The organism is Streptomyces sp. NPDC053426 (assembly GCF_055585405.1).
In genome coordinates this window covers 36,486-54,411 of record NZ_JBVJKE010000019.1, presented here as the reverse complement: position 1 = coordinate 54,411, position 17,926 = coordinate 36,486, and the positions used below count along the sequence as shown (strand labels likewise).

The 17,926-nt window shown below is 73.7% G+C and carries 14 protein-coding genes and 1 pseudogene; 8 read left to right on the top strand and 7 right to left on the bottom strand.

Annotated elements, in window-relative coordinates; translation table 11 throughout:
• Window positions 1-143 precede the first annotated feature (143 nt).
• Window positions 144-1,745 carry an MFS transporter gene (locus tag ACZ62B_RS31605; RefSeq protein ID WP_344561555.1) on the bottom strand — a complete coding sequence of 534 codons (1,602 nt, stop codon included), beginning with the start codon at window positions 1,743-1,745 and terminating at the stop codon, window positions 144-146.
• Between the two features lie 263 nt (window positions 1,746-2,008).
• Between ACZ62B_RS31605 and ACZ62B_RS31600 the strand changes: the two genes are divergently transcribed.
• Window positions 2,009-3,322 carry a glycosyltransferase family 39 protein gene (locus tag ACZ62B_RS31600; protein ID WP_344561557.1) on the top strand — a complete coding sequence of 438 codons (1,314 nt, stop codon included), beginning with the start codon at window positions 2,009-2,011 and terminating at the stop codon, window positions 3,320-3,322.
• A gap of 258 nt (window positions 3,323-3,580) precedes the next feature.
• Window positions 3,581-4,582: a phosphatase PAP2 family protein gene (locus tag ACZ62B_RS31595; RefSeq protein WP_344561559.1), complete on the top strand. Its 1,002-nt coding sequence runs from the start codon at window positions 3,581-3,583 to the stop codon at window positions 4,580-4,582.
• Between the two features lie 63 nt (window positions 4,583-4,645).
• Here the strand turns inward: ACZ62B_RS31595 and ACZ62B_RS31590 are convergent, their stop codons facing one another.
• The gene (locus ACZ62B_RS31590; protein ID WP_344561561.1) at window positions 4,646-4,861 is read right to left on the bottom strand and encodes an I78 family peptidase inhibitor; all 216 of its coding nucleotides are present in this window, start codon (window positions 4,859-4,861) and stop codon (window positions 4,646-4,648) included.
• A gap of 425 nt (window positions 4,862-5,286) precedes the next feature.
• Here ACZ62B_RS31590 and ctaD point away from each other — a divergent pair.
• A pseudogene (gene ctaD, locus ACZ62B_RS31585) lies at window positions 5,287-6,972 on the top strand (aa3-type cytochrome oxidase subunit I); the annotation flags it as partial.
• Here the strand turns inward: ctaD and ACZ62B_RS31580 are convergent.
• The 3 genes from ACZ62B_RS31580 to ACZ62B_RS31570 are packed head-to-tail and all read right to left on the bottom strand — an operon-like array spanning window position 6,857 to window position 9,794.
• Entirely contained in the window at window positions 6,857-7,897 is a 1,041-nt protein-coding gene (locus ACZ62B_RS31580) for a helix-turn-helix transcriptional regulator (protein ID WP_344561563.1), read from the bottom strand. The pseudogene ctaD and the gene ACZ62B_RS31580 sit on opposite strands and share 116 nt — an antisense overlap.
• A 54-nt stretch (window positions 7,898-7,951) precedes the next feature.
• Entirely contained in the window at window positions 7,952-9,250 is a 1,299-nt protein-coding gene (locus ACZ62B_RS31575) for an ABC transporter substrate-binding protein (RefSeq protein WP_469692980.1), read from the bottom strand.
• Window positions 9,219-9,794, bottom strand: coding sequence for an MTB12 C-terminal domain-containing protein (locus ACZ62B_RS31570; RefSeq protein ID WP_344561639.1), 576 nt, complete (start codon window positions 9,792-9,794; stop codon window positions 9,219-9,221). The genes ACZ62B_RS31575 and ACZ62B_RS31570 overlap by 32 nt, the downstream gene beginning before the upstream one ends.
• Window positions 9,795-9,876: 82 nt before the next feature.
• On the opposite strand from ACZ62B_RS31570, the gene ACZ62B_RS31565 reads away from it, so the two are divergent.
• The 3 genes from ACZ62B_RS31565 to ACZ62B_RS31555 are packed head-to-tail and all read left to right on the top strand — an operon-like array spanning window position 9,877 to window position 13,866.
• On the top strand, window positions 9,877-10,353 hold the full coding sequence (locus tag ACZ62B_RS31565; protein WP_468723208.1) for a hypothetical protein: 477 nt from the start codon (window positions 9,877-9,879) through the stop codon (window positions 10,351-10,353).
• Window positions 10,354-10,363: 10 nt separating this feature from the next.
• Complete coding sequence (locus ACZ62B_RS31560; RefSeq protein WP_469692978.1) at window positions 10,364-13,207, top strand: ABC transporter permease subunit; 2,844 nt, start codon at window positions 10,364-10,366, stop codon at window positions 13,205-13,207.
• Window positions 13,204-13,866: an ABC transporter ATP-binding protein gene (locus tag ACZ62B_RS31555; RefSeq protein WP_468890058.1), complete on the top strand. Its 663-nt coding sequence runs from the start codon at window positions 13,204-13,206 to the stop codon at window positions 13,864-13,866. Before ACZ62B_RS31560 ends, ACZ62B_RS31555 begins: the two co-directional genes overlap by 4 nt.
• 53 nt (window positions 13,867-13,919) lie before the next feature.
• Here ACZ62B_RS31555 and ACZ62B_RS31550 read toward each other — a convergent pair whose 3' ends face one another.
• A complete protein-coding gene (locus tag ACZ62B_RS31550) occupies window positions 13,920-14,558 on the bottom strand; it encodes a LysM peptidoglycan-binding domain-containing protein (protein WP_344561571.1) in 639 nt (212 codons plus the stop codon).
• A 539-nt stretch (window positions 14,559-15,097) separates the two neighbouring features.
• On the opposite strand from ACZ62B_RS31550, the gene ACZ62B_RS31545 reads away from it, so the two are divergent.
• Together ACZ62B_RS31545 and ACZ62B_RS31540 are read left to right on the top strand one after the other, a co-directional pair.
• Window positions 15,098-15,880 (top strand): hypothetical protein, encoded by a 783-nt coding sequence (locus ACZ62B_RS31545; protein WP_344561573.1) that lies wholly within the window; start codon window positions 15,098-15,100, stop codon window positions 15,878-15,880.
• Between the two features lie 88 nt (window positions 15,881-15,968).
• Window positions 15,969-16,367: a hypothetical protein gene (locus ACZ62B_RS31540; RefSeq protein WP_344561575.1), complete on the top strand. Its 399-nt coding sequence runs from the start codon at window positions 15,969-15,971 to the stop codon at window positions 16,365-16,367.
• Window positions 16,368-16,428: 61 nt separating this feature from the next.
• Here the strand turns inward: ACZ62B_RS31540 and der are convergent, their stop codons facing one another.
• Window positions 16,429-17,919: a ribosome biogenesis GTPase Der gene (der, locus tag ACZ62B_RS31535; protein ID WP_469692975.1), complete on the bottom strand. Its 1,491-nt coding sequence runs from the start codon at window positions 17,917-17,919 to the stop codon at window positions 16,429-16,431.
• Window positions 17,920-17,926: the final 7 nt, after the last annotated feature.

Genomic DNA, 17,926 nt, shown 5'->3' with positions numbered 1-17,926 from the left:
GAAGGACCGCGCGCGGACGCCGGACGACGAAGGACCGCGCAGGGCCGCGCGCGGACGCCGATGGCGGCCGACGGCCCCCACGGGCGACGTCCACCTCTCGATCCGCGGTGAACGGGTGGTGCGCGGGTGGGCGACCAAGACGGTCACACCGAGACGCGTGACTCCACCGCTTCCCGCGGCGCGGGCACCTCCACCGCCACCCCCTCACACTGCATCGTCCGCGGCAGCCGCAACGCCATCAACGCCCCGAGCAACAACAGCCCCGCGCTGACCAGCAACGTCACATGCAGCCCGTGCACGAACGCGTGCCGCGCCGCCTCCCGCAGCGCACTCCCCGCCGGCCCGCCGAGCCCGTCGGCCACCTCGTACGCCTCCCCCAGCGAGTGCGACGCCGCCGAGGACGCCGCCCCCGGCACCCCGGGCACCCCGGCAAGGCCGGGCGCGTACGCCGCGTTCATCACGCTGCCGAGGAGCGCGATCCCCATGCCGGCGCCGAGCTGGTAGGAGGTCTCGCCGATCGCCGCCGCCCCGCCGGCCCGGTCCGGCGGCGCCTCGCTCAGCATCGACTCGTACGCCCCGAACAGCGTGGTCTCCAGGCCGAAGCCGAGCAGGACGAAACCGGTCAGCAGCAGCGGCCAGTCGTCCTGTCCGCCCATCGCGGTCAGGACCACCACCGCGGCGGCCGTCAGGCAGAAACCGGAGCAGACCATGCGGCGCGGGCCGAACCGGCGCAGCATCCGCGCGCCCGCCAGGCCCGCCGCCATCGCCGCGATCGTCAGCGGCAGCAGGCGCAGCCCGGTCTCCAGCGGGGAGAGCCCGAGCACGAGCTGGAGGTACTGGGCCGCGATCAGTTCCAGGCCCACCAGGGCCAGCATCGCCAGCACGATGCAGCCCACCGACGTACTGAACGCCGGCCGGGCGAACATCCGCAGGTCGACCAGCGGATGCGTACGGCGCCGCTGCCGGCGCACGAAGGCGGTCAGCAGTCCGGCGCCCACGAGCAGCGGCAGCACGGTCCACACGCCGGCGGCGGAGGCCCCGCCGCCGAGCCGCTTCACGCCGAGGACCACCGCGAACAGTCCGGCGGCGGCCATCAGCGCGCCGGCCACGTCCCAGGGGCCGTCGTCCGCGCCCTTCGACTCGGGCAGCAGGAGCCGCCCGACCGGGAGGCTGACCAGCATCAGCGGGATGTTGACCAGGAACACCGAGCCCCACCAGAAGTGCTCCAGCAGGAAGCCGCCGAGCAGGGGGCCGACCGCCGCGCCCACGGCGGCGACCGCGCTCCAGATGCCGATGGCCAGCGCCCGCTCGCGCCGGTCCGGGAAGACCTGGCGCAGGATCGACAGCGTCGCCGGCATGATCATCGCGCCGCCGACGCCGAGCAGCGCCCGCGCCACGATCAGCACCGGGGCGTTGTCCGCGAGGGCCGCCATGCCGGAGGCGACGCCGAACAGGGCGTAGCCGAGCAGCAGGACGCGTCTGCGGCCGATCCGGTCGCCGAGGGTGCCGAAGAGGATCAGCAGCGAGGCGCAGACCAAGGGGTAGGCGTCGACGATCCAGAGCAGCTCCATCGCGCCGGGCCGCAGGTCCTCGGTGACGGCGGGGACCGCGACGTGCAGCACGGTGGCGTCGACGGCGACCAGCAGCAGGCTGACGCAGAGGACGACGAGCACCACCCAGCGGTTGGCACCGGCCCCGGCCGCCCGACGGCGCAGCGCGGCGGCGGCCGTGGTCGTCCCGGACATGTACGTACCTCCCAGATGTTCCCTCGCGATCGGCGGGCTCACGGGGTCGGGGACTCCCCCGTGACTCGGCCGGAGAGGAGCGGTGGTCTCCGGCCCGCGCAGCGAACGGCGAGTGACACGTCAGAGTACGCGAGTGGGAGCCGGGGTCGAGTGGCGGGCGTCTCACAGCTCCGGCGGATCGGTGTGGCGTACACCACTTCCCCCGTCGGGGTCACACGCCCCGCCGGGCGGGCCGGTTCCGCTCCGGGTCGATAATCGGGCGCGTGAACGATCTCGACGCGCCCGCCGTCCCGGCCCGCTCCGGCGCACTGCGCCGGGCCGCTCCGGCGCTCCTCGGGTACGCCGCCGTGCGCGCCCTGGGCCTGGTCGCGCTGGCCCTGTGGAGCGGGGCGCGCGGCAAGGACGCGTACACCCTGCTGACCGCCCGCTGGGACTCGCTCTGGTACACGAGGGTGGCCGAGCTGGGGTACGGCTACGAGGTGCGGCTGCCCAACGGTGACGTGCACTCCAACCTGGCGTTCTTCCCGCTGCTCCCGTGGCTGGAGCGGCTGGTGGCGGCGGTGTCGCCGCTGTCGTACGCCGACGGGGGCTTCGTGGTGAGCGTGCTCGCCTCGCTCGCGGCGGCCTGGGGGATCTTCGCGGTGGCCGACCATCTGTACGGGCGCCGGGCCGGGGTGTGCGCGGTGCTGCTGTGGGCGGTGCTGCCGGTCGGGATCGTGCAGTCGATGGCGTACAGCGAGTCCCTGTTCACCGCGCTCGCCGCGTGGTCGCTGTACGCCGTGCTGACGGGGCGCTGGGTGACGGCGGGCGTCCTGGCGGGCCTGGCGGGACTGACCCGCCCGGTGGGACTGGCGGTGGTCGCGGCGGTGTGGGCGGCGGGCATCACCTCGTTCCTGCGGGAACGGACCTCCGCGCGGGACCGCTCCTCCCCCGCGCGGTACCGGACTTCTTTCGCGCGGGATCGCAGCGCGGTGCCGGAGGGCGGCGCGCGGGCCGGGGAACGCGCCGGCGCTCCCGTGATCACCCGGCGCACACGGACACCGGAGGGCGCCCCGCGTACGACGGACACCTCCGGCGTGCGCCTGCGCCGGGCGCTCGGCATGCTCCTCGCGCCCCTCGGAGCCGCCGGTTACGTCCTGTGGGTGGGGCACCGGACCGGCGACGGGCCGCTGGGGTACCTCGACGTGCAGGCCGGCTGGCGGAACGGCTTCGACGGGGGCTACGCCTTCGCCCGCTTCGTCGCCGACAAGTTCACGTCGTTCCCGTCCGCCCTGGCGGGCCTCGCACTGGTGGTCGGCGTCGGCCTCGTGGTGTGGCTGTACGTCGTCTGCGTACGGCGGCGCCAGCCGCTCCCCCTGCTGGTGTACGCCGGGATCGTCACCGCGCTCGCCCTGTGCGCGTCGAGCTACTTCGGCTCGAAACCGCGGCTGCTGCTGCCCGCCTTCCCCCTGCTGCTGCCCCTCGCCCTGGCCCTGGCCCGGCTGCGTACGCCCAGGTCCGCGCTGGTCGTGGGGGCGGTCGCGACGGCCTCGGCGGTGTACGGCGCCTTCTGGCTGAACGGCTCCGGTCCGCCCTGACCCGCCCTGCCCCGCCCTGCCCCGCCCGGAACGGCCGATGAGCGCCGAGGAAATTCCGCACCAGCCCCCGGTGAACGAATTCAAAAGCGCGATAAAACCCTCCCCCGGAATGATCAAAGGAATTGAAGTCCGCAGCATCCGGGGTTTGTGGATTCGCCGGAGATAAAGGCCCTCCTGAGAGGAATGCCACATCACATCGTCATCACAAAGAGGCTGATTCGACGGGGTTCCGCGCTCACTCGCTGTAACGTCGATTGGGTGCGTACCGAACGGAAGCCCACCCGCCTGGACCGGGTGTTCGCGAGGCTGGATCGTGAGCCGGAACGACCGGCTCACGTCGGCATGCCGCGAATGAGCCGGCACCGGATGGTGTTGTTCGGCGCCGCCCTGGCCTTCTACCTGGCGATCGTGTGGGCCGTACTGATCACCTCCTGGCTGGTCCGGCTGGACTGGCAGGTGATGTTCTTCCGCCCCTACCAGCAGTGGCCCGAGATCCACGCCTTCGTCGACTACTACGTGGTCCTCGGCCAGCGCGGCCCGACGGCGGTGATGGTGGCGGCCTGGCTGGGCTGGCGCTCCTGGCGGCAGCACACCCTGCGTCCGCTGCTCGCCCTCGGCGTCTCCCTGCTGCTGCTCAACGTCACCGTCGGTGCCGCGAAGTACGGCATGGGGCGCCTCGGACCGCACTACGCGACCGAGATCGGCTCGAACGAGATGTGGCTCGGCGGCGATATATTTCCCAGCGGCCACACCGCCAACGCCGTGGTGACCTGGGGAATCCTGGCCTATCTGGCCTCCACCCCGAGAGCGCGCCGCTGGCTGTCCGCGCTGTCGGCCGTGACCTCGCTCGGTGTGGGGCTGTCCACCGTCTACATCGGGACCCACTGGCTGAGCGACGTGCTCCTGGGCTGGGTCGCGGGCCTGCTGATCCTGCTGGCGCTGCCCTGGTTCGAGCCGGTGATCGCCCGCGCGGAGGCGCGGATCTTCGCCCTGCGCGCCCGCTGGCAAACACCTCGGGAGGGCACGGCGGAGGCCGGCCCGCTCGGGCGGCCCGTCGTGGTCAAGTCGCTCCCCGACCGCGCGGCCACGGCTCCCGAGCCGGTTCCCACGGGCCGCCCGGCCCCCCGGTCGCCCGCCTATCTGGCCCCCGGACCGCACACGACCCGCGCGGAGCGCTCCCCGGTCACCCCGGGTGGCAGTCGCCGCCCGCAGCACGCGGAGCGCCACCCGCGCGGTACGACGTCGGCCACTCGCCCCTGAGGGGCGCGCACGCCACGGCGACGGCCCCGGTTCCCTCACCGGAACCGGGGCCGTCGCCGTGTGTCAGCCCTTCCAGGCCCGCGCCACCCGGCCCTCCTTCACCTCGAAGTTCAGCCGGCCCACGCGGTACTCCATGGTGATGATCGTCCCCGGGGCCAGCGCCCGCACGGTCGACCAGCCGCGCTCCCGCGCGAGGCGCTCGGCCCGGTCCGCCGCGAGGCCGACATAGGCGTCAGGACTGTCGTGGGGTTCCGCGGAGGGTGTCGGAATGGGTGCCATGCGGCCACGCTATGCCCTGGCCCGGGAGCGGGGAAGCCGGAAGCGGGAACACCCGGACGGATCCCTCCGCGGTCACACTTCTGTCACAGGATCACGACAGACGTTCGTGACGGTGACCGTCACCCGGACGGACGGCTCGGTACGCCTTCCGCAGGCATTCGAACGTAATTCCCGCGTGTCACACCACGGGCGCGATTAACTCCGGCGGAAAGTGCCGGGGGAAGTACTCCCGGGCCCCATTCCTTTTCCGTCGCCGCGCATGATCACGCAAACCGGTGCGCACAGAAAATGCGCGTTTCCGTCACACGATCCGCCACGTCCTCTGTCGGAGACCGGCAGGGGCGAGCATCATGGCGTGGGCCCGGAGGTACCTGTGGCGCGGGCTCCCGGCGGGGCCCGGCGCGCGAGAAGCGAAGGGGCGAGCGATGGGGACGCAGACCGTCCAGGCGGCGGCGCGACCGGCGCGCCGGCAGCGGCGCGGGCAGCTGGTGATCGACTGGCTGACCACCACCGACCACAAGAAGATCGGCCACCTCTACCTGATCACGTCGTTCGTGTTCTTCCTGATCGCCGGCGTGATGGCGCTGCTGATGCGCGCCGAACTGGCCCGGCCCGGACTGCAGCTCATCGACAACCAGCAGTTCAACCAGATGTTCACCATGCACGGCACGATCATGCTGCTGCTGTTCGCGACGCCCAGCTTCGCGGGGTTCGCCAACGAGCTGATGCCGCTGCAGATCGGGGCGCCCGACGTGGCCTTCCCCCGGCTGAACATGTTCTCGTACTGGCTGTTCCTCTTCGGCGGGCTGATCGTGCTCGGTTCGCTGGTGGTCACCGGGGGCCCGGCCGCCTACGGCTGGTTCGCCTACGCGCCGCTGAACAGCATGGAGTACTCCCCCGGCCTCGGCCCGGACCTGTGGATCATGGGGCTCGCGCTGTCCGGCTTCGGCACCATCCTCGGCGCGGTCAACTTCATCACCACCATCGTCGGGATGCGCGCCCCCGGGATGACGATGTTCCGGATGCCGCTGTTCACCTGGAACACGCTGTTCACGTCGATCCTGATCCTGCTGGCGTTCCCGGTGCTCGCGGCGGCGCTGCTGGTGCTGGAGGCGGACCGGAGGTTCGGCTCGCAGGTCTTCGAGGCCGCGAGCGGCGGGGCGCTGCTGTGGCAGCACCTGTTCTGGTTCTTCGGCCATCCCGAGGTCTACATCATCGCGCTGCCGTTCTTCGGGATCGTCACGGAGATCATCCCGGTCTTCAGCCGCAAGCCGCTGTTCGGCTATCTGACGCTGGTGGGCGCCACCATGGCCATCACGGGTCTGTCGGTGGTGGTGTGGGCGCACCACATGTTCGCGACCGGCGCCGTGCTGCTGCCGTTCTTCTCCTTCATGAGCTTCCTGATCGCGGTGCCGACGGGCGTGAAGTTCTTCAACTGGACCGGCACCATGATCAAGGGCTCGCTGTCCTTCGAGACGCCCATGCTGTGGGCGACCGGGTTCCTGGTGTCGTTCCTGTTCGGCGGGCTGACCGGGGTGCTCCTCGCGTCGCCGCCACTGGACTTCCACGTGACGGACTCGTACTTCGTCGTCGCGCACTTCCACTACGTGGTCTTCGGCACCGTCGTCTTCGCGACCTTCGCCGGGTTCTACTTCTGGTGGCCCAAGTTCACCGGGAAGATGCTGGACGAACGGCTGGGCAAGATCCAGTTCTGGACGCTGTTCGTCGGCTTCCACACCACGTTCCTGGTGCAGCACTGGCTGGGCGCCGAGGGCATGCCGCGCCGCTACTCCGACTACCTGGCGGCGGACGGCTTCACCGCGCTGAACACCGTCTCCACCATCGGCGCGTTCCTGCTCGGCATGTCCACGCTGCCGTTCCTCTACAACATCTGGAAGACGGCCAAGTACGGCGAGAAGGTCGAGGTCGACGACCCGTGGGGGTTCGGGCGTTCCCTGGAGTGGGCGACCTCGTGTCCGCCGCCCCGGCACAACTTCACGACGCTGCCCCGGATCCGTTCGGAGTCGCCGGCGTTCGACCTGAACCATCCGGAGTACGCGGCGGTGACGTCGCAGCCCGAGCCAAGGAGCGAGCAAGCCGGCTCTGAGCCGCTCTGATCACGTCGAGCAGCCCGTCCGGCTCCAGCACCTCGAACTCGAAGCCCAGCAGCATCACGTGCACCACCATGCCGTCGAGGCTCGCGGCCCCGGTCCGCAGCAGACAGCTGTCCGGGCCCTCCGCCTCCAGCGTTCCCGTGGTGGGCGAGATCCGCTCGGCGGCCTCCTCCACGGGCACCAGCAGGCGGACCACGGCGTGCGAGGCGTACGCGCGCGTGGAGACGCCCCGGGAGACATAGGCGGCCAGGTCCTCGGCGGGCGGTTCGCGCGGGACGAAGCGCGGTCCGTGCGGCGGCGCGGGGGTGATGCGGTCCGCGCGGAAGGTGCGCCAGTCCGCGCGGTCGACGTCCCAGGCGACCAGGTACCAGCGGCGCTCGGAGCACACCAGGCGGTGCGGCTCCACGGTGCGGCGGGTCCGCGTGCCGTCGTGGCCCCGGTACTCGAAGCGCAGGCGCTCGGCGTCCCGGCAGAGGTGGGCCAGTTCGGTCAGCACGGCCGGGTCGACCGCATCCGCGCGGGGACCGCGCAGCATGGGCACGGTGAAGGCGTTCAGGGCGCCCACGCGGCGGCGCAGCCGGTCCGGCAGCACCTGTTCCAGCTTGGCGAGGGCCCGTACGGAACTCTCGCCGATGCCCTCGACGCCCTGCCCGGCGGCGGTGCGCAGCCCGACGGCGACGGCCACGGCCTCCTCGTCGTCCAGCAGCAGCGGCGGCAGTTCGGCGCCCGCGCCCAGCTGGTAGCCGCCGCCGGTGCCCGGGCTGGCGTTGACGGGGTAGCCGAGCCCGCGCAGCCGGTCCACGTCCCGGCGCACGGTACGGGCACTGACCCCGAGCCGGTCGGCGAGATCGGCGCCGGACCACTCGCGGTGGGCCTGGAGCAGGGACAGCAGGCGCAGCAGGCGTGCCGAGGTCTCCAACATGCGGGCGAGTCTGCCAGCCGTCGCGGACAGCCACTGTCCTGAAGGGGGCGAGGATCAGGGTTCGTAGGCCAGTTGCGGCACCGTGAAGCAGGTGCGGTTCATGTCGCCCTGCGACACCCAGCCCTCGCCGTCCCGCCAGCGGGCCACGGACAGACAGGTCCGGCTCGTGGCCGGCGGCTCGGGCGAGCGTTCGAACGAGACGGGCAGCAGCAGTCCGCCCGCGGTGTAGTCCCGGGCACGGCCGACGTAGGCGTCGACGCACGCCCGCGTGATGCCCGTACGGGCGCAGGACCGCGCCGCGTCGGTGAACCAGCGGGCGGCGGCCCAGCCCTCCAGCTGCCACTGGGAGTGCGTCCTGAGGCCCTCGGTGGCGTCCCGGAACGCGCGTACGGCCGGGTGGCCGGTGTCCTCGAAGTTGCGGCTGGAGCCGGTCGCCCACAGGGCGTTGCGGCAGTGCGGCGCGTCCTTGTAGTCCTCGGCGACGGTGGACGTCCAGTTCTGCACGTTGGTGACCTTGGCGGTGACCCGGACGCCGACGTCGTCCATGGCCTGGCACAGGCGGGCGTTGCCGTGGCCGTCGATGGCGTCGAAGACCAGGTCGGCGCCCTGCTGCTTCAGGTCGGCGGCCACCGCGCGGAAGTTGGGCAGCGCGAAGTCGACCTGCTCGGTGACCACCTTGTAGCCCTCGGCCTTCAGGCCGCGTTCGACGAGCCGGGCGTAGGCGGCGGACGCGGACTGGTTGTAGGAGACGACGGCGGCCGTGCGGGCGCCGTGCTCGCGCTTGAAGTAGCGGTAGACCTCGGTGCCGCCGTACAGCTTGCCGTCCCAGCCGGGGGTGCCGTTCCTGGGCGCCTCGCTGCCGTAGACGCCGTAGAGGTGCGGGTAGGTGTCGTAGGCGGCGCCGATGGGCTGGCCGCCGATGTCGGGGACGCCCGCGCGGGAGACGCGGGGGGCGCCCGCGTAGTCCAGGGCGGTGGTGGCGACCAGGGCGACGACCTTCTCCTCGTCGATCAGCCTGTGCACGCACTCGTTGTTGCCGACGCCGCTGCCGCCGTCGTCGCACGGCCGCACCTCGACGCGCCGGCCGTCGATGCCGCCGCGCGCGTTGAGCCGGTCGAACCAGGCCTTCGCGCCGTCGCGCGGACCGGTGAAGACGCCGCCGCCGACCGGGCTGGTGGCGCTGGTGACGATGCCGACGCGGATCGGCTCGCCGGCGCCCCGGGCGGTCGCGGACGGACGGTCGCCGTGCTCGAAGTCGCTCTCCGGCAGACGGCTGCCGCAGGCCGCGGTCAGGACGAGGAGCGCCGCCGCGGCGAGGACCTCAGCAGCCCGGAATGTCCGGGGGCGATTCATCGCCGCTCAGTTGCACCAGCGCGCACAGGGACTTGACGGACACCTTCCAGGTGCCGTCGTCGTCGACGGCGACGCCGGAGGCGTCCGGGAGGGCGGTGGCTCCCCTGAGGGTCAGGGTGAACGTCACGTCCGCCTCGGTCGGTGAGACGAACGCGATCTCGGTGACCTCCGCCTTCACCTGTCCGACGCGGTTGTCACCGCTGAACGCCTCGAGCACCGGGCCCAGCAGCTCACCGTTCTGCAGGAGCTTCTTCTTCTCCTCCACCGGGGTCTGGGGGTCGAAGAACTTCTCCCAGTTCTGCCGGATCTCCTCTTCGGCCTCCGCCTGGTTCGCGGGCGCGCTGCCCTGTGCGCTCGTCGTCCGGTCCGGCGACGGCGTGGAGGTCCCGCCGCCACCGCCACCGCCGTCGTCGCCGCACGCCGCGAGGCCCGGCGCCAGGACCAGGAACAGGGCGGCGGCCAGCGCCGTGCCCCGTCCCGCCGTCCGTGGGCCGCGCCTTCCCGTCCCCGTGTTCCCCCGCCCGATGCCACTGCCGAGAACCATCTGGCTCACCAATCGGGTGTCGGTCCGGACCGTATGCGCCCGGTGCTTTCAGGGTCGGGTCCCAAGGGGCATAGTGCAAGCCATGCGGACAGTCCGACTCCGGATCGCGCACCCCGTCCTCTGGGCGGGCTGGGCCGCGCTCGCCGTCGGCGCGGTGCTGTGCGTCATCGGCTGGTACGGCGTCTCGGGCGAGCGTTACGCCGAACGGCAGCTGCCCTATCTGGCCTCCTGCAGCATCCCCGGCGCCGCGCTGATCGTCGCCGGGGCGGTGCTGCTCGCCCACGGCCGGGACGCGCTCGCCGCCACCCGCGTGGAGGAGCTGTACGGCCTGCTGGTCGCCGCCGGGCCGCCCGGCGGCGACGAGCCGGGACGGCCGGCCGGCGGGCCGGTGGCCGTCAGCCCGGAGATGCTGATGGTGCCGGGCGGGACGCTGTGGCACCGTGCGGACTGCCCGCTGGTCGCGGGGAAGGCGGAGGCGGTTCCGGTGGACGGGAAGCTGGTCGCGGACGGTGGGCTGGGGCCCTGCCCGATCTGCGAACCCGCCGACGGGTCCGGCTGAGGCCTCGCCGATGTCCTCGCTGACGTACGACCTCACGCTGGCCGGTCTGTCGGTGGGCGCCGCGGCGGCGCTCACCGGGATCGGTCTGATCGTGACGTACCGGGCGACCGGGGTGCTGAACTTCGCGCACGGCGCGATCGCGATGGTGTGCGCGTACGTGCTGCGCGGCCTGGTGGTCGACCGGGGCTGGCCGCTGTGGTGGGCCGCCGCGCTGACGCTGCTGGTGGTGGCGCCGGGGATCGGGGTGGTGCTGGAGCGGTCCGTGTTCCGGCCGCTGTCCGTGCGGGGCGGCGACCCGGCGCGGGCGCTGGTGGCGTCCATCGGGGTGTTCGTGCTGCTGGTGGGCGGGGCGGCGCTGCTGTGGGGGCGGGGGGCGCGGGACGACGCGCCGGTGCTGGTGCCCGCGGAGCCGTGGGGACAACTGGCGGTGGTGGTCGTGCTGGCCGCCGGGGTCGGGGTGGTGATCCGCCGGACGCGGTTCGGGCGGGAGCTGCGGGCTGTCGTGGACGACCGGCGACTGGCCGTGCTCGCCGGTGTGGACGCGGACCGGGTGGCGGCGGCGGGCTGGGCGTTCGGCTCGTTCACGGCCGGTCTGACCGGCGTGCTGCTGGCGCCGTACGTGCGGCTCGATCCGTACGGGCTGCCGCTGCTCGTGATGGAGGTGGTGGCGGTCGCGGTCGCCGCGCGGATGCGCGGTCCGACGGTGGCGGTGGTCGTCGCGCTCGGCATCGGGGTGGCGCAGAGTCAGCTGACGCGGCTGCACCCGTCCGGGTGGGGCGAGCCGTTGCTCCAGGCGGTGGGCGCCAACCTGTTCGTCGTGGCGCTGCTGGTCGCCGCCCTGGTGCTGCCGGGCGTCGGTACGCGCGACGCGCTCCCGCGCCCGGCCACCGCGCGGGTGCCCGCTCACCCGGGCGCCTGGATCGTGGCCGGGGTGCTGTTCCTGCTGCCGCTGGGCTTCGCCGGGCGCGATCTGCACACGGCGGTGCAGGTGCCGGCGCTGGGTGTGGTGCTGCTGTCGCTGGTGGTGGTCACCGGCCGGGGCGGGCAGATCTCGCTCGGGCAGGCGGCGTACGCGGGGCTGGGCGCCCTCTTCACGGCGCTGCTGGCGGCCGGCCGCTTCCCCGGCCTGCCCCGGCTGCCGGAGCTGGCCGCGCTCGCGGTGGCGGTCGTCCTGGTCGCCCCGCTGGGCGTGCTGACCGGCTGGCCGGCGATCGGCCGCCGGGGGCTCGCTCTGGCGCTGGCGACGTTCGCGGTGGGCGTCGGGGTGAGCCGTTTCGTCTTCGACCAGCCGTACGCCACGTCGGGACTGTCCCTGGGCCGCCCGGCGGGCTTCGACGGCGACCGCGCGTACTACGTCCTGGAACTGGTCCTCCTGGCGTGCGCGCTGCTCGCTGCCCGGGCGCTGCGCCGGGGCCGTACGGGCCGGGCCCTGGCGGCGATGCGGGACCACGAGTCCGGGGCGCGGGCGGCGGGCGTGCGCGTGCCGTCGCTGAAACTCCTCGCCTTCGTGTCCGGGGCGGCGCTGGCCGCGCTCGGCGGCGGCATGCTCGGCATGGGGCTGCGCGCCTTCGACCCGGCCGCGTACGACCCCGTACGGGGCCTGCTGTGGTTCGCCGCGGTGGTGGTCCTGGGCGCCGACAGCGCCCTGGGCGCCCTTCTCGCCGCGGCCCTCCTGGTCGGCCTGGACGCGGGCACGCGCGGGGGCGTGGCAGCGGCGGTGATCGGCGTCCTGGCGGTCCTGTCGGGCCGCTTCCCGGACGGCCCGTACGCGGCGCTGCGGGACGCGACGAACCGGCTCCGCCCGGCACCGACCCTCCTGGCCGTACGCCTCCGCGCCCGCCTGCGCCCTCCGGCACCGCCACCGGGGCCGCCCCGGACCCCGGCGGGCGCGACGGCGACGAACACCGGACCGCGACCGGACGCCCGGACCGGCGGGCGCGGCGCCGGCTCCCGGTCCGGGACGCCGGAACGGGCCGCCCCAAACGCCCGGACCGGCGAGCCGGGCACGGAGGCCGTCGGCCGCCCCGAAGCCACCGGCGGACCACGAGCGGCGGCGGGGGAATCGTCGCCCGGGCGGGCTCGGGAGCTGCCCTTCCCGGGGGCGTCGACCGCCCCAACCGGGCGCCGGCGCGCAGAGGGCTCCGCACCGGCCCCCGGCCCTCCTGTGCTCGCCGCCCGCGGGCTGCGGGTCCGGTACGGCGGGTTCACCGCGTTGGACGGGGTGGATCTGGACGTCCGGGCCGGGCGGGTGACCGCCGTCGTCGGGCCCAACGGGGCCGGGAAGAGCACGCTGTTCCACTGTCTGGCGGGGACCCTGCGCCCCGCGCGGGGGTCGGTCTCGCTCGGCGGACGGGACATCACGCGGCTGCCCGCGCACGCCCGCGCCCGGCTCGGGATCGCGCGGACGTTCCAGCGGCTGGCGGTCTTCCCGACGCTGACCGTCGCCGAGAACGTGCGCGTCGGCGCCGAGCGGGGCCGGCTGCGTGATCCCGGCGCGGTGGAGCGGACGCTGCGGCTCTTCGGTCTGGACGGGCCGATGAGGGCGCGGCCCGCCGCCGGGCTCCCCACCGGGACGCTGCGCCGGGTGGAGGTCGCGCGGGCCCTCGCCGCCGCCCCGCGCGTGCTGCTGCTCGACGAACCCGCCGCCGGTCTCGACACCGCCGAGGTCACCGCGCTGGCCCGGATCCTGAGGGCACTGGCCGCCGACGGCACGGCCCTCCTGGTCGTCGAGCACGATCTCGACCTGGTCGCCGGCCTCGCCGACGTCGTGCACGTGATGACGGCGGGCCGGATCGTCGCCTCCGGACCGCCCGGGAGCGTCCTGGACACCCTCGGGGAGACGGCCGGCCCATGACCGTGATCTCCCTGCGCCACGCGCGCGTGCGGTACGGCCCCCTGGAGGCCCTGCACGGCGTCACCCTCGCCGCGCCCGGCCCCGGCATCACCGTGCTGCTGGGCCGCAACGGCTCCGGCCGCACGACCGCCCTGCGCGCGCTGGCCGGTGACGTGCCGCTGTCCGGCGGGGCCGTGGTGTGGGACGGGCGGGACGTGACCGGCGTACCGGCGTACGAGCGGGCCCGGCGCGGGCTGTGCCTGGTGCCGGAGCGGCGGGCGGTGTTCGGTTCCCTCACCGTGCGGGAGAACCTCGCCCTCACCGACCCCGACCCCGCCCGCGCCCTCGACGCCTACCCGGCGCTGCGGCCGCTGCTGGGGCGCCGGGCCGGCACGCTCTCCGGAGGCGAGCAGCGGATGCTGGCCCTGTGCCGGGCGTTGTCGCCGCGCGTGCGCGTGGTGCTCGTCGACGAGCCCGCCCAGGGCATGTCGCCGGCGGTCGCGGCCCGTACGTACGCGCTGCTGGCCGCGCTCGACGCGTGCGTGGTCGTCGCCGAGCAGCGGCTGCCGCCCGCCCTGCACGGCCGTCCCGCCTTCGTGTACGTACTGCGCCGGGGCGCGGTGGTGTTCGCCGGGGAGACCGGCGAACTCGGCCGGTCCGCCTCCGCCCGGCAGCCGTAGGGCCCCGTCCGGCCGGACGGGGCCCGTGCCCGGAGGGCGGGCCCGGCGACGGCTCAGACGTCGAGGCGCTGGCCGGGCACGATCACGTCGGGGTCCCCGCCGATGACGGACTTGTTGGCCTCGTACAGGCGCTGCCAGGTCGTGCCGTACCGCGCGGCGATCCCGCTCAGCGTGTCGCCCGCGCGGACGGTGTGGTCACCGCGGGACGTGTCGCGGTCCGTGTGCCCGGAGGGTGTCGAAGTCCTGGTGGGCTTCGACGACTTCGACTGTTCCGACGGGGCCCGCTCCGTGGTCACCGGGTTCGTGGCGGGTGCGTTCCCGGACGCCCCCGCGCGTGCCGAGCAGGTCGGCCAGGCGCCCCAGCCCTGGGCGCGCTGCACCTTCGTGGCGACCGCGATCTGCTGGGCCCTGGTGGCCCGGTCGGCCGTCGGCGCGTAGGCCGTGCCGCCGTAGGCGCGCCAGGTGGCACCGGAGAACTGCAGTCCGCCGTAGTAGCCGTTGCCGGTGTTGATGTGCCAGTCGCCGCCGCTCTCGCACTGTGCGATGCGGTCCCACACCCCGCTGTCCGCCGCCGTGGCGTTCCCGGTCGCGGCGAGCAGTCCGAGGGGCGCGAGCAGGGCCGCGCCGGCCAGGACGGCCGTCGTACGGGTCTTGCGGAGGTGGTCGCGGGTGTTATCGGCACATTCGGACATGTAGGTCCTTCCCGAAGGACTCGGGGTCCCCGAGGCGGAGTGCCGCCCGCCGCGTCACGGGACGCGTGGGCCGCGCTCGCCCCGTCCGCCTTCGGGTCGTGCGGTGGTGCCGTGCGGTGCGGTCGGCGGACGTACCCGAGCGGTGCTCGCTGCACACGGCGGAGGAATCTAAGGAGCCCCCGGCACCGGGATCAACCAACGCCCCGTTGTGCCAGGCCAGTTGCCGCTTACCTCGGGTAGCGGCGATTTTCGGCCACCCACTTCATTCCCCGATTTCGGGATTTGTCGACCAGCGGACGGAGCAACCTGTGAGCCACCTCACCTCCTCAACGACAGTACGACAACGGGCAGTTGACGATGAGTGGCCGATTCCGCGCCGAGTGTGACCGTGCGCGCTGGATGGTTCGATTCCGTTCGCCCTGGGGCGTGACTACCGCCACAGATCGCCCGTTGTCTTCTTCATGAGCCGGGGACCCACCCGGACCACGGGCCGGGAGCCACCCGGCCTCGCCACGCACCGCATCCCGAGGGAGCCACCCGTGCCGCGCATGCTCGACGTCAGCGACGAGGTACGCGCCGAGATCGGCGACGAAGAAGCAGCCCGCCTGCTCGCCGGGGAGTCCGCCCCGGGCAGTTACGACTGCACCTCCTGCCGCACCCCGGGCGACCCGGAGCAGGAGCGCACCAGCACCGTCCTGTTCATCGGGGACGAGACCGCCGTCCTCGCCTTCGCCCACGCCGGCTGCCTGCCCTCGCAGGTCGTCCAGGTCACCGAGGAGCAGCTCCAGGGGGCCGTGCGGGCCATCGGCGGCGACACCGGGGAGCCGGCGTCCGCGAAGGCCGCCCCCGAACAGGCCGTGCTCGGGGTGACCAGCGGACTGGTCCTGATCTCCGGGGAGTTGCACCCGGCGCTGGTCGTGGAGCCGACCGCGCCGGTCGCGCGGCCCGGTTCGCTCGGGGCCGGCGACGACTTCCTGCCGCTCCTCATCGAGCAGGGCTTCATGCCGCTGACCGAGCTGTCGGCCGTACCGCCGGCGCTGCACGGCTGGTCGGTCCTGCTCGCCGCGGGGCAGCTGCACGCCGTGCTCCAGCCGAACCCGGCCGGCGGCCGTCCGGTGGCCTGGTGGCAGGCGCACCAGCCGCTCCAGGTCACCGACGGCTGGCGGTCGGCCGCCAACAAGCACCAGCGGGTGCTGATGTTCGCGGCCCCGGTCGGCTCGATCGGCCGTCAGCCGCGCGAGGACCTGCTGCGCGACGCGCTGGACAAGGCGGCGGCGAACGGCAAGCTGGTCGCCGCGGCACTGCCGCTGGCGGGCCTCTGACCGGCCCGGCGGGCACAGCACCGCCGGACAACCGGCGAAAGCCGCAAAAACGCCGCATCCCTTGCGTCACGGGGTCGTTTGGACATACGTGCACGCATACGACGTTCCTCGCCGCCAGTCCCTCGCCTCGGTCCCCGCACCCGTGCGCCCGGAGCGGGACTCCCGGAGCGGCCTCTCGGCCACGCCGATCTACGACGCCCTCTACACCGAGTACGTCAAGTCCTTCCGTTCGCTGCCGGGCGACCGCAGCGGCGAGGAGGAGCTGGGCTTCACCGCCTTCGGGAACATCCCGCGCGGTGCGGGCTCGTACGGCGGCCACAGCCCGAGCACGTTCGGCGCCTCCCTCGTGAGCGGCGCCTACGGCGCGGGCGACGGCCGGCAGGGCGACGGGCCGCAGTGGCAGCGGATCGGCACGGTCGGCAGGCCCGCCTCCGGGATGCACCACGTGCCGGCCGGACTGCCGCCGGCCCCGCGCAGAGGCGCCTGACCCGGGGCACGGCGAAGGGGCGGCCCCGCCGGGACCGCCCCTTCGTCATGCCCGCCGTCGGCTACTTCTTCTTGCCGCGCTTCTCCCGCACCCGCACGGAGATGTGGATCGGCGTCCCCTCGAAGCCGAACTCCTCCCGCAGCCGGCGCTCGATGAACCGCCGGTAGCCCGCCTCGATGAAGCCGGAGGCGAACAGCACGAACCGCGGCGGCTTGGTGCCGGCCTGGGTGCCGAACAGGATGCGCGGCTGCTTGCCGCCCCGCACGGGGTGCGGGTGGGCGGCGACCAGCTCGCCGAGGAAGGCGTTCAGCCTGCCCGTCGGGACCCGCGTCTCCCAGCCCTCCAGGGCCGTCTCGATGGCCGGGACCAGCTTCTCCATGTGCCGGCCGGTGCGCGCCGAGACGTTCACCCGCGGCGCCCACACCACCTGGCCGAGCTCGGTCTCGATCTCCCGCTCCAGGTAGTAGCGGCGCTCCTCGTCGAGGGTGTCCCACTTGTTGTACGCGAGGACGATCGCGCGGCCCGCCTCCACGGCCATGGTGACGATCCGCTGGTCCTGCACCGAGATGGATTCGGCGGCGTCGATGAGGACGACGGCCACCTCCGCCTTCTCGACGGCGGCGGCGGTGCGCAGCGAGGCGTAGTAGTCGGCGCCCTGCTGGAGGTGGACGCGCTTGCGGATGCCCGCCGTGTCGACGAACTTCCAGGTCTTGCCGCCGAGTTCGATCATCTCGTCGACCGGGTCACGAGTGGTGCCGGCGAGTTCGTTGACGACGACCCGCTCCTCGCCCGCGACCTTGTTCAGCAGCGAGGACTTGCCGACGTTGGGCCTGCCGATCAGGGCGATGCGGCGGGGGCCGCCGACCGCGGTGCCGAAGGTCTGCGCCGGGGCCTCGGGCAGGGCCTCCAGGACCTGGTCCAGCATGTCGCCGGTGCCACGGCCGTGCAGCGCGGAGACCGGGTGCGGCTCGCCCAGGCCCAGGGACCACAGGTAGGCCGCGTCGGCCTCGCCGCTCGGGCCGTCCACCTTGTTGGCGCACAGCACGACCGGCTTGCCGGCCTTGCGCAGCAGCCGGACGACGGCCTCGTCGGTGTCGGTCGCGCCGACCTTGGCGTCGACGACGAAGACGACCGCGTCGGCGGCCTCGATGGCGTACTCGGCCTGGGCGGCCACGGAGGCGTCGATGCCGAGGACGTCCTGCTCCCAGCCGCCGGTGTCGACGACCTTGAAGCGGCGGCCCGCCCACTCGGCCTCGTAGGTGACGCGGTCGCGGGTGACGCCCGGCTTGTCCTCGACGACCGCCTCACGGCGGCCGATGATGCGGTTCACCAGGGTCGACTTGCCGACATTGGGACGGCCGACGACGGCGAGCACGGGCAGCGGACCGTGGCCCGCCGCCTCGATGGCGCCCTCGACGTCCTCGAGGTCGAAGCCCTCCTCCGCGGCGAGCTCCATGAACTCCGCGAACTCGGCATCGCCCAGCGCCCCGTGATCGTGCTCGTGCGCACCCTTGTACGCGTCCGAGCCGTCGGGCTGGATGTGGTCGTTCATGAAGTCC

Bases quoted from the DNA above. Each gene is read 5' to 3' on its own strand.
- ACZ62B_RS31605 (WP_344561555.1), bottom strand. From the start codon at position 1,745: ATGTCCGGGACGACCACGGCCGCCGCCGCGCTGCGCCGTCGGGCGGCC.
- ACZ62B_RS31590 (WP_344561561.1), bottom strand. From the start codon at position 4,861: ATGGCACCCATTCCGACACCCTCCGCGGAACCCCACGACAGTCCTGAC.
- ACZ62B_RS31580 (WP_344561563.1), bottom strand. From the start codon at position 7,897: ATGTTGGAGACCTCGGCACGCCTGCTGCGCCTGCTGTCCCTGCTCCAG.
- ACZ62B_RS31575 (WP_469692980.1), bottom strand. From the start codon at position 9,250: ATGAATCGCCCCCGGACATTCCGGGCTGCTGAGGTCCTCGCCGCGGCG.
- ACZ62B_RS31570 (WP_344561639.1), bottom strand. From the start codon at position 9,794: ATGGTTCTCGGCAGTGGCATCGGGCGGGGGAACACGGGGACGGGAAGG.
- ACZ62B_RS31565 (WP_468723208.1), top strand. From the start codon at position 9,877: ATGCGGACAGTCCGACTCCGGATCGCGCACCCCGTCCTCTGGGCGGGC.
- ACZ62B_RS31560 (WP_469692978.1), top strand. From the start codon at position 10,364: ATGTCCTCGCTGACGTACGACCTCACGCTGGCCGGTCTGTCGGTGGGC.
- ACZ62B_RS31555 (WP_468890058.1), top strand. From the start codon at position 13,204: ATGACCGTGATCTCCCTGCGCCACGCGCGCGTGCGGTACGGCCCCCTG.
- ACZ62B_RS31550 (WP_344561571.1), bottom strand. From the start codon at position 14,558: ATGTCCGAATGTGCCGATAACACCCGCGACCACCTCCGCAAGACCCGT.
- der (WP_469692975.1), bottom strand. From the start codon at position 17,919: ATGAACGACCACATCCAGCCCGACGGCTCGGACGCGTACAAGGGTGCG.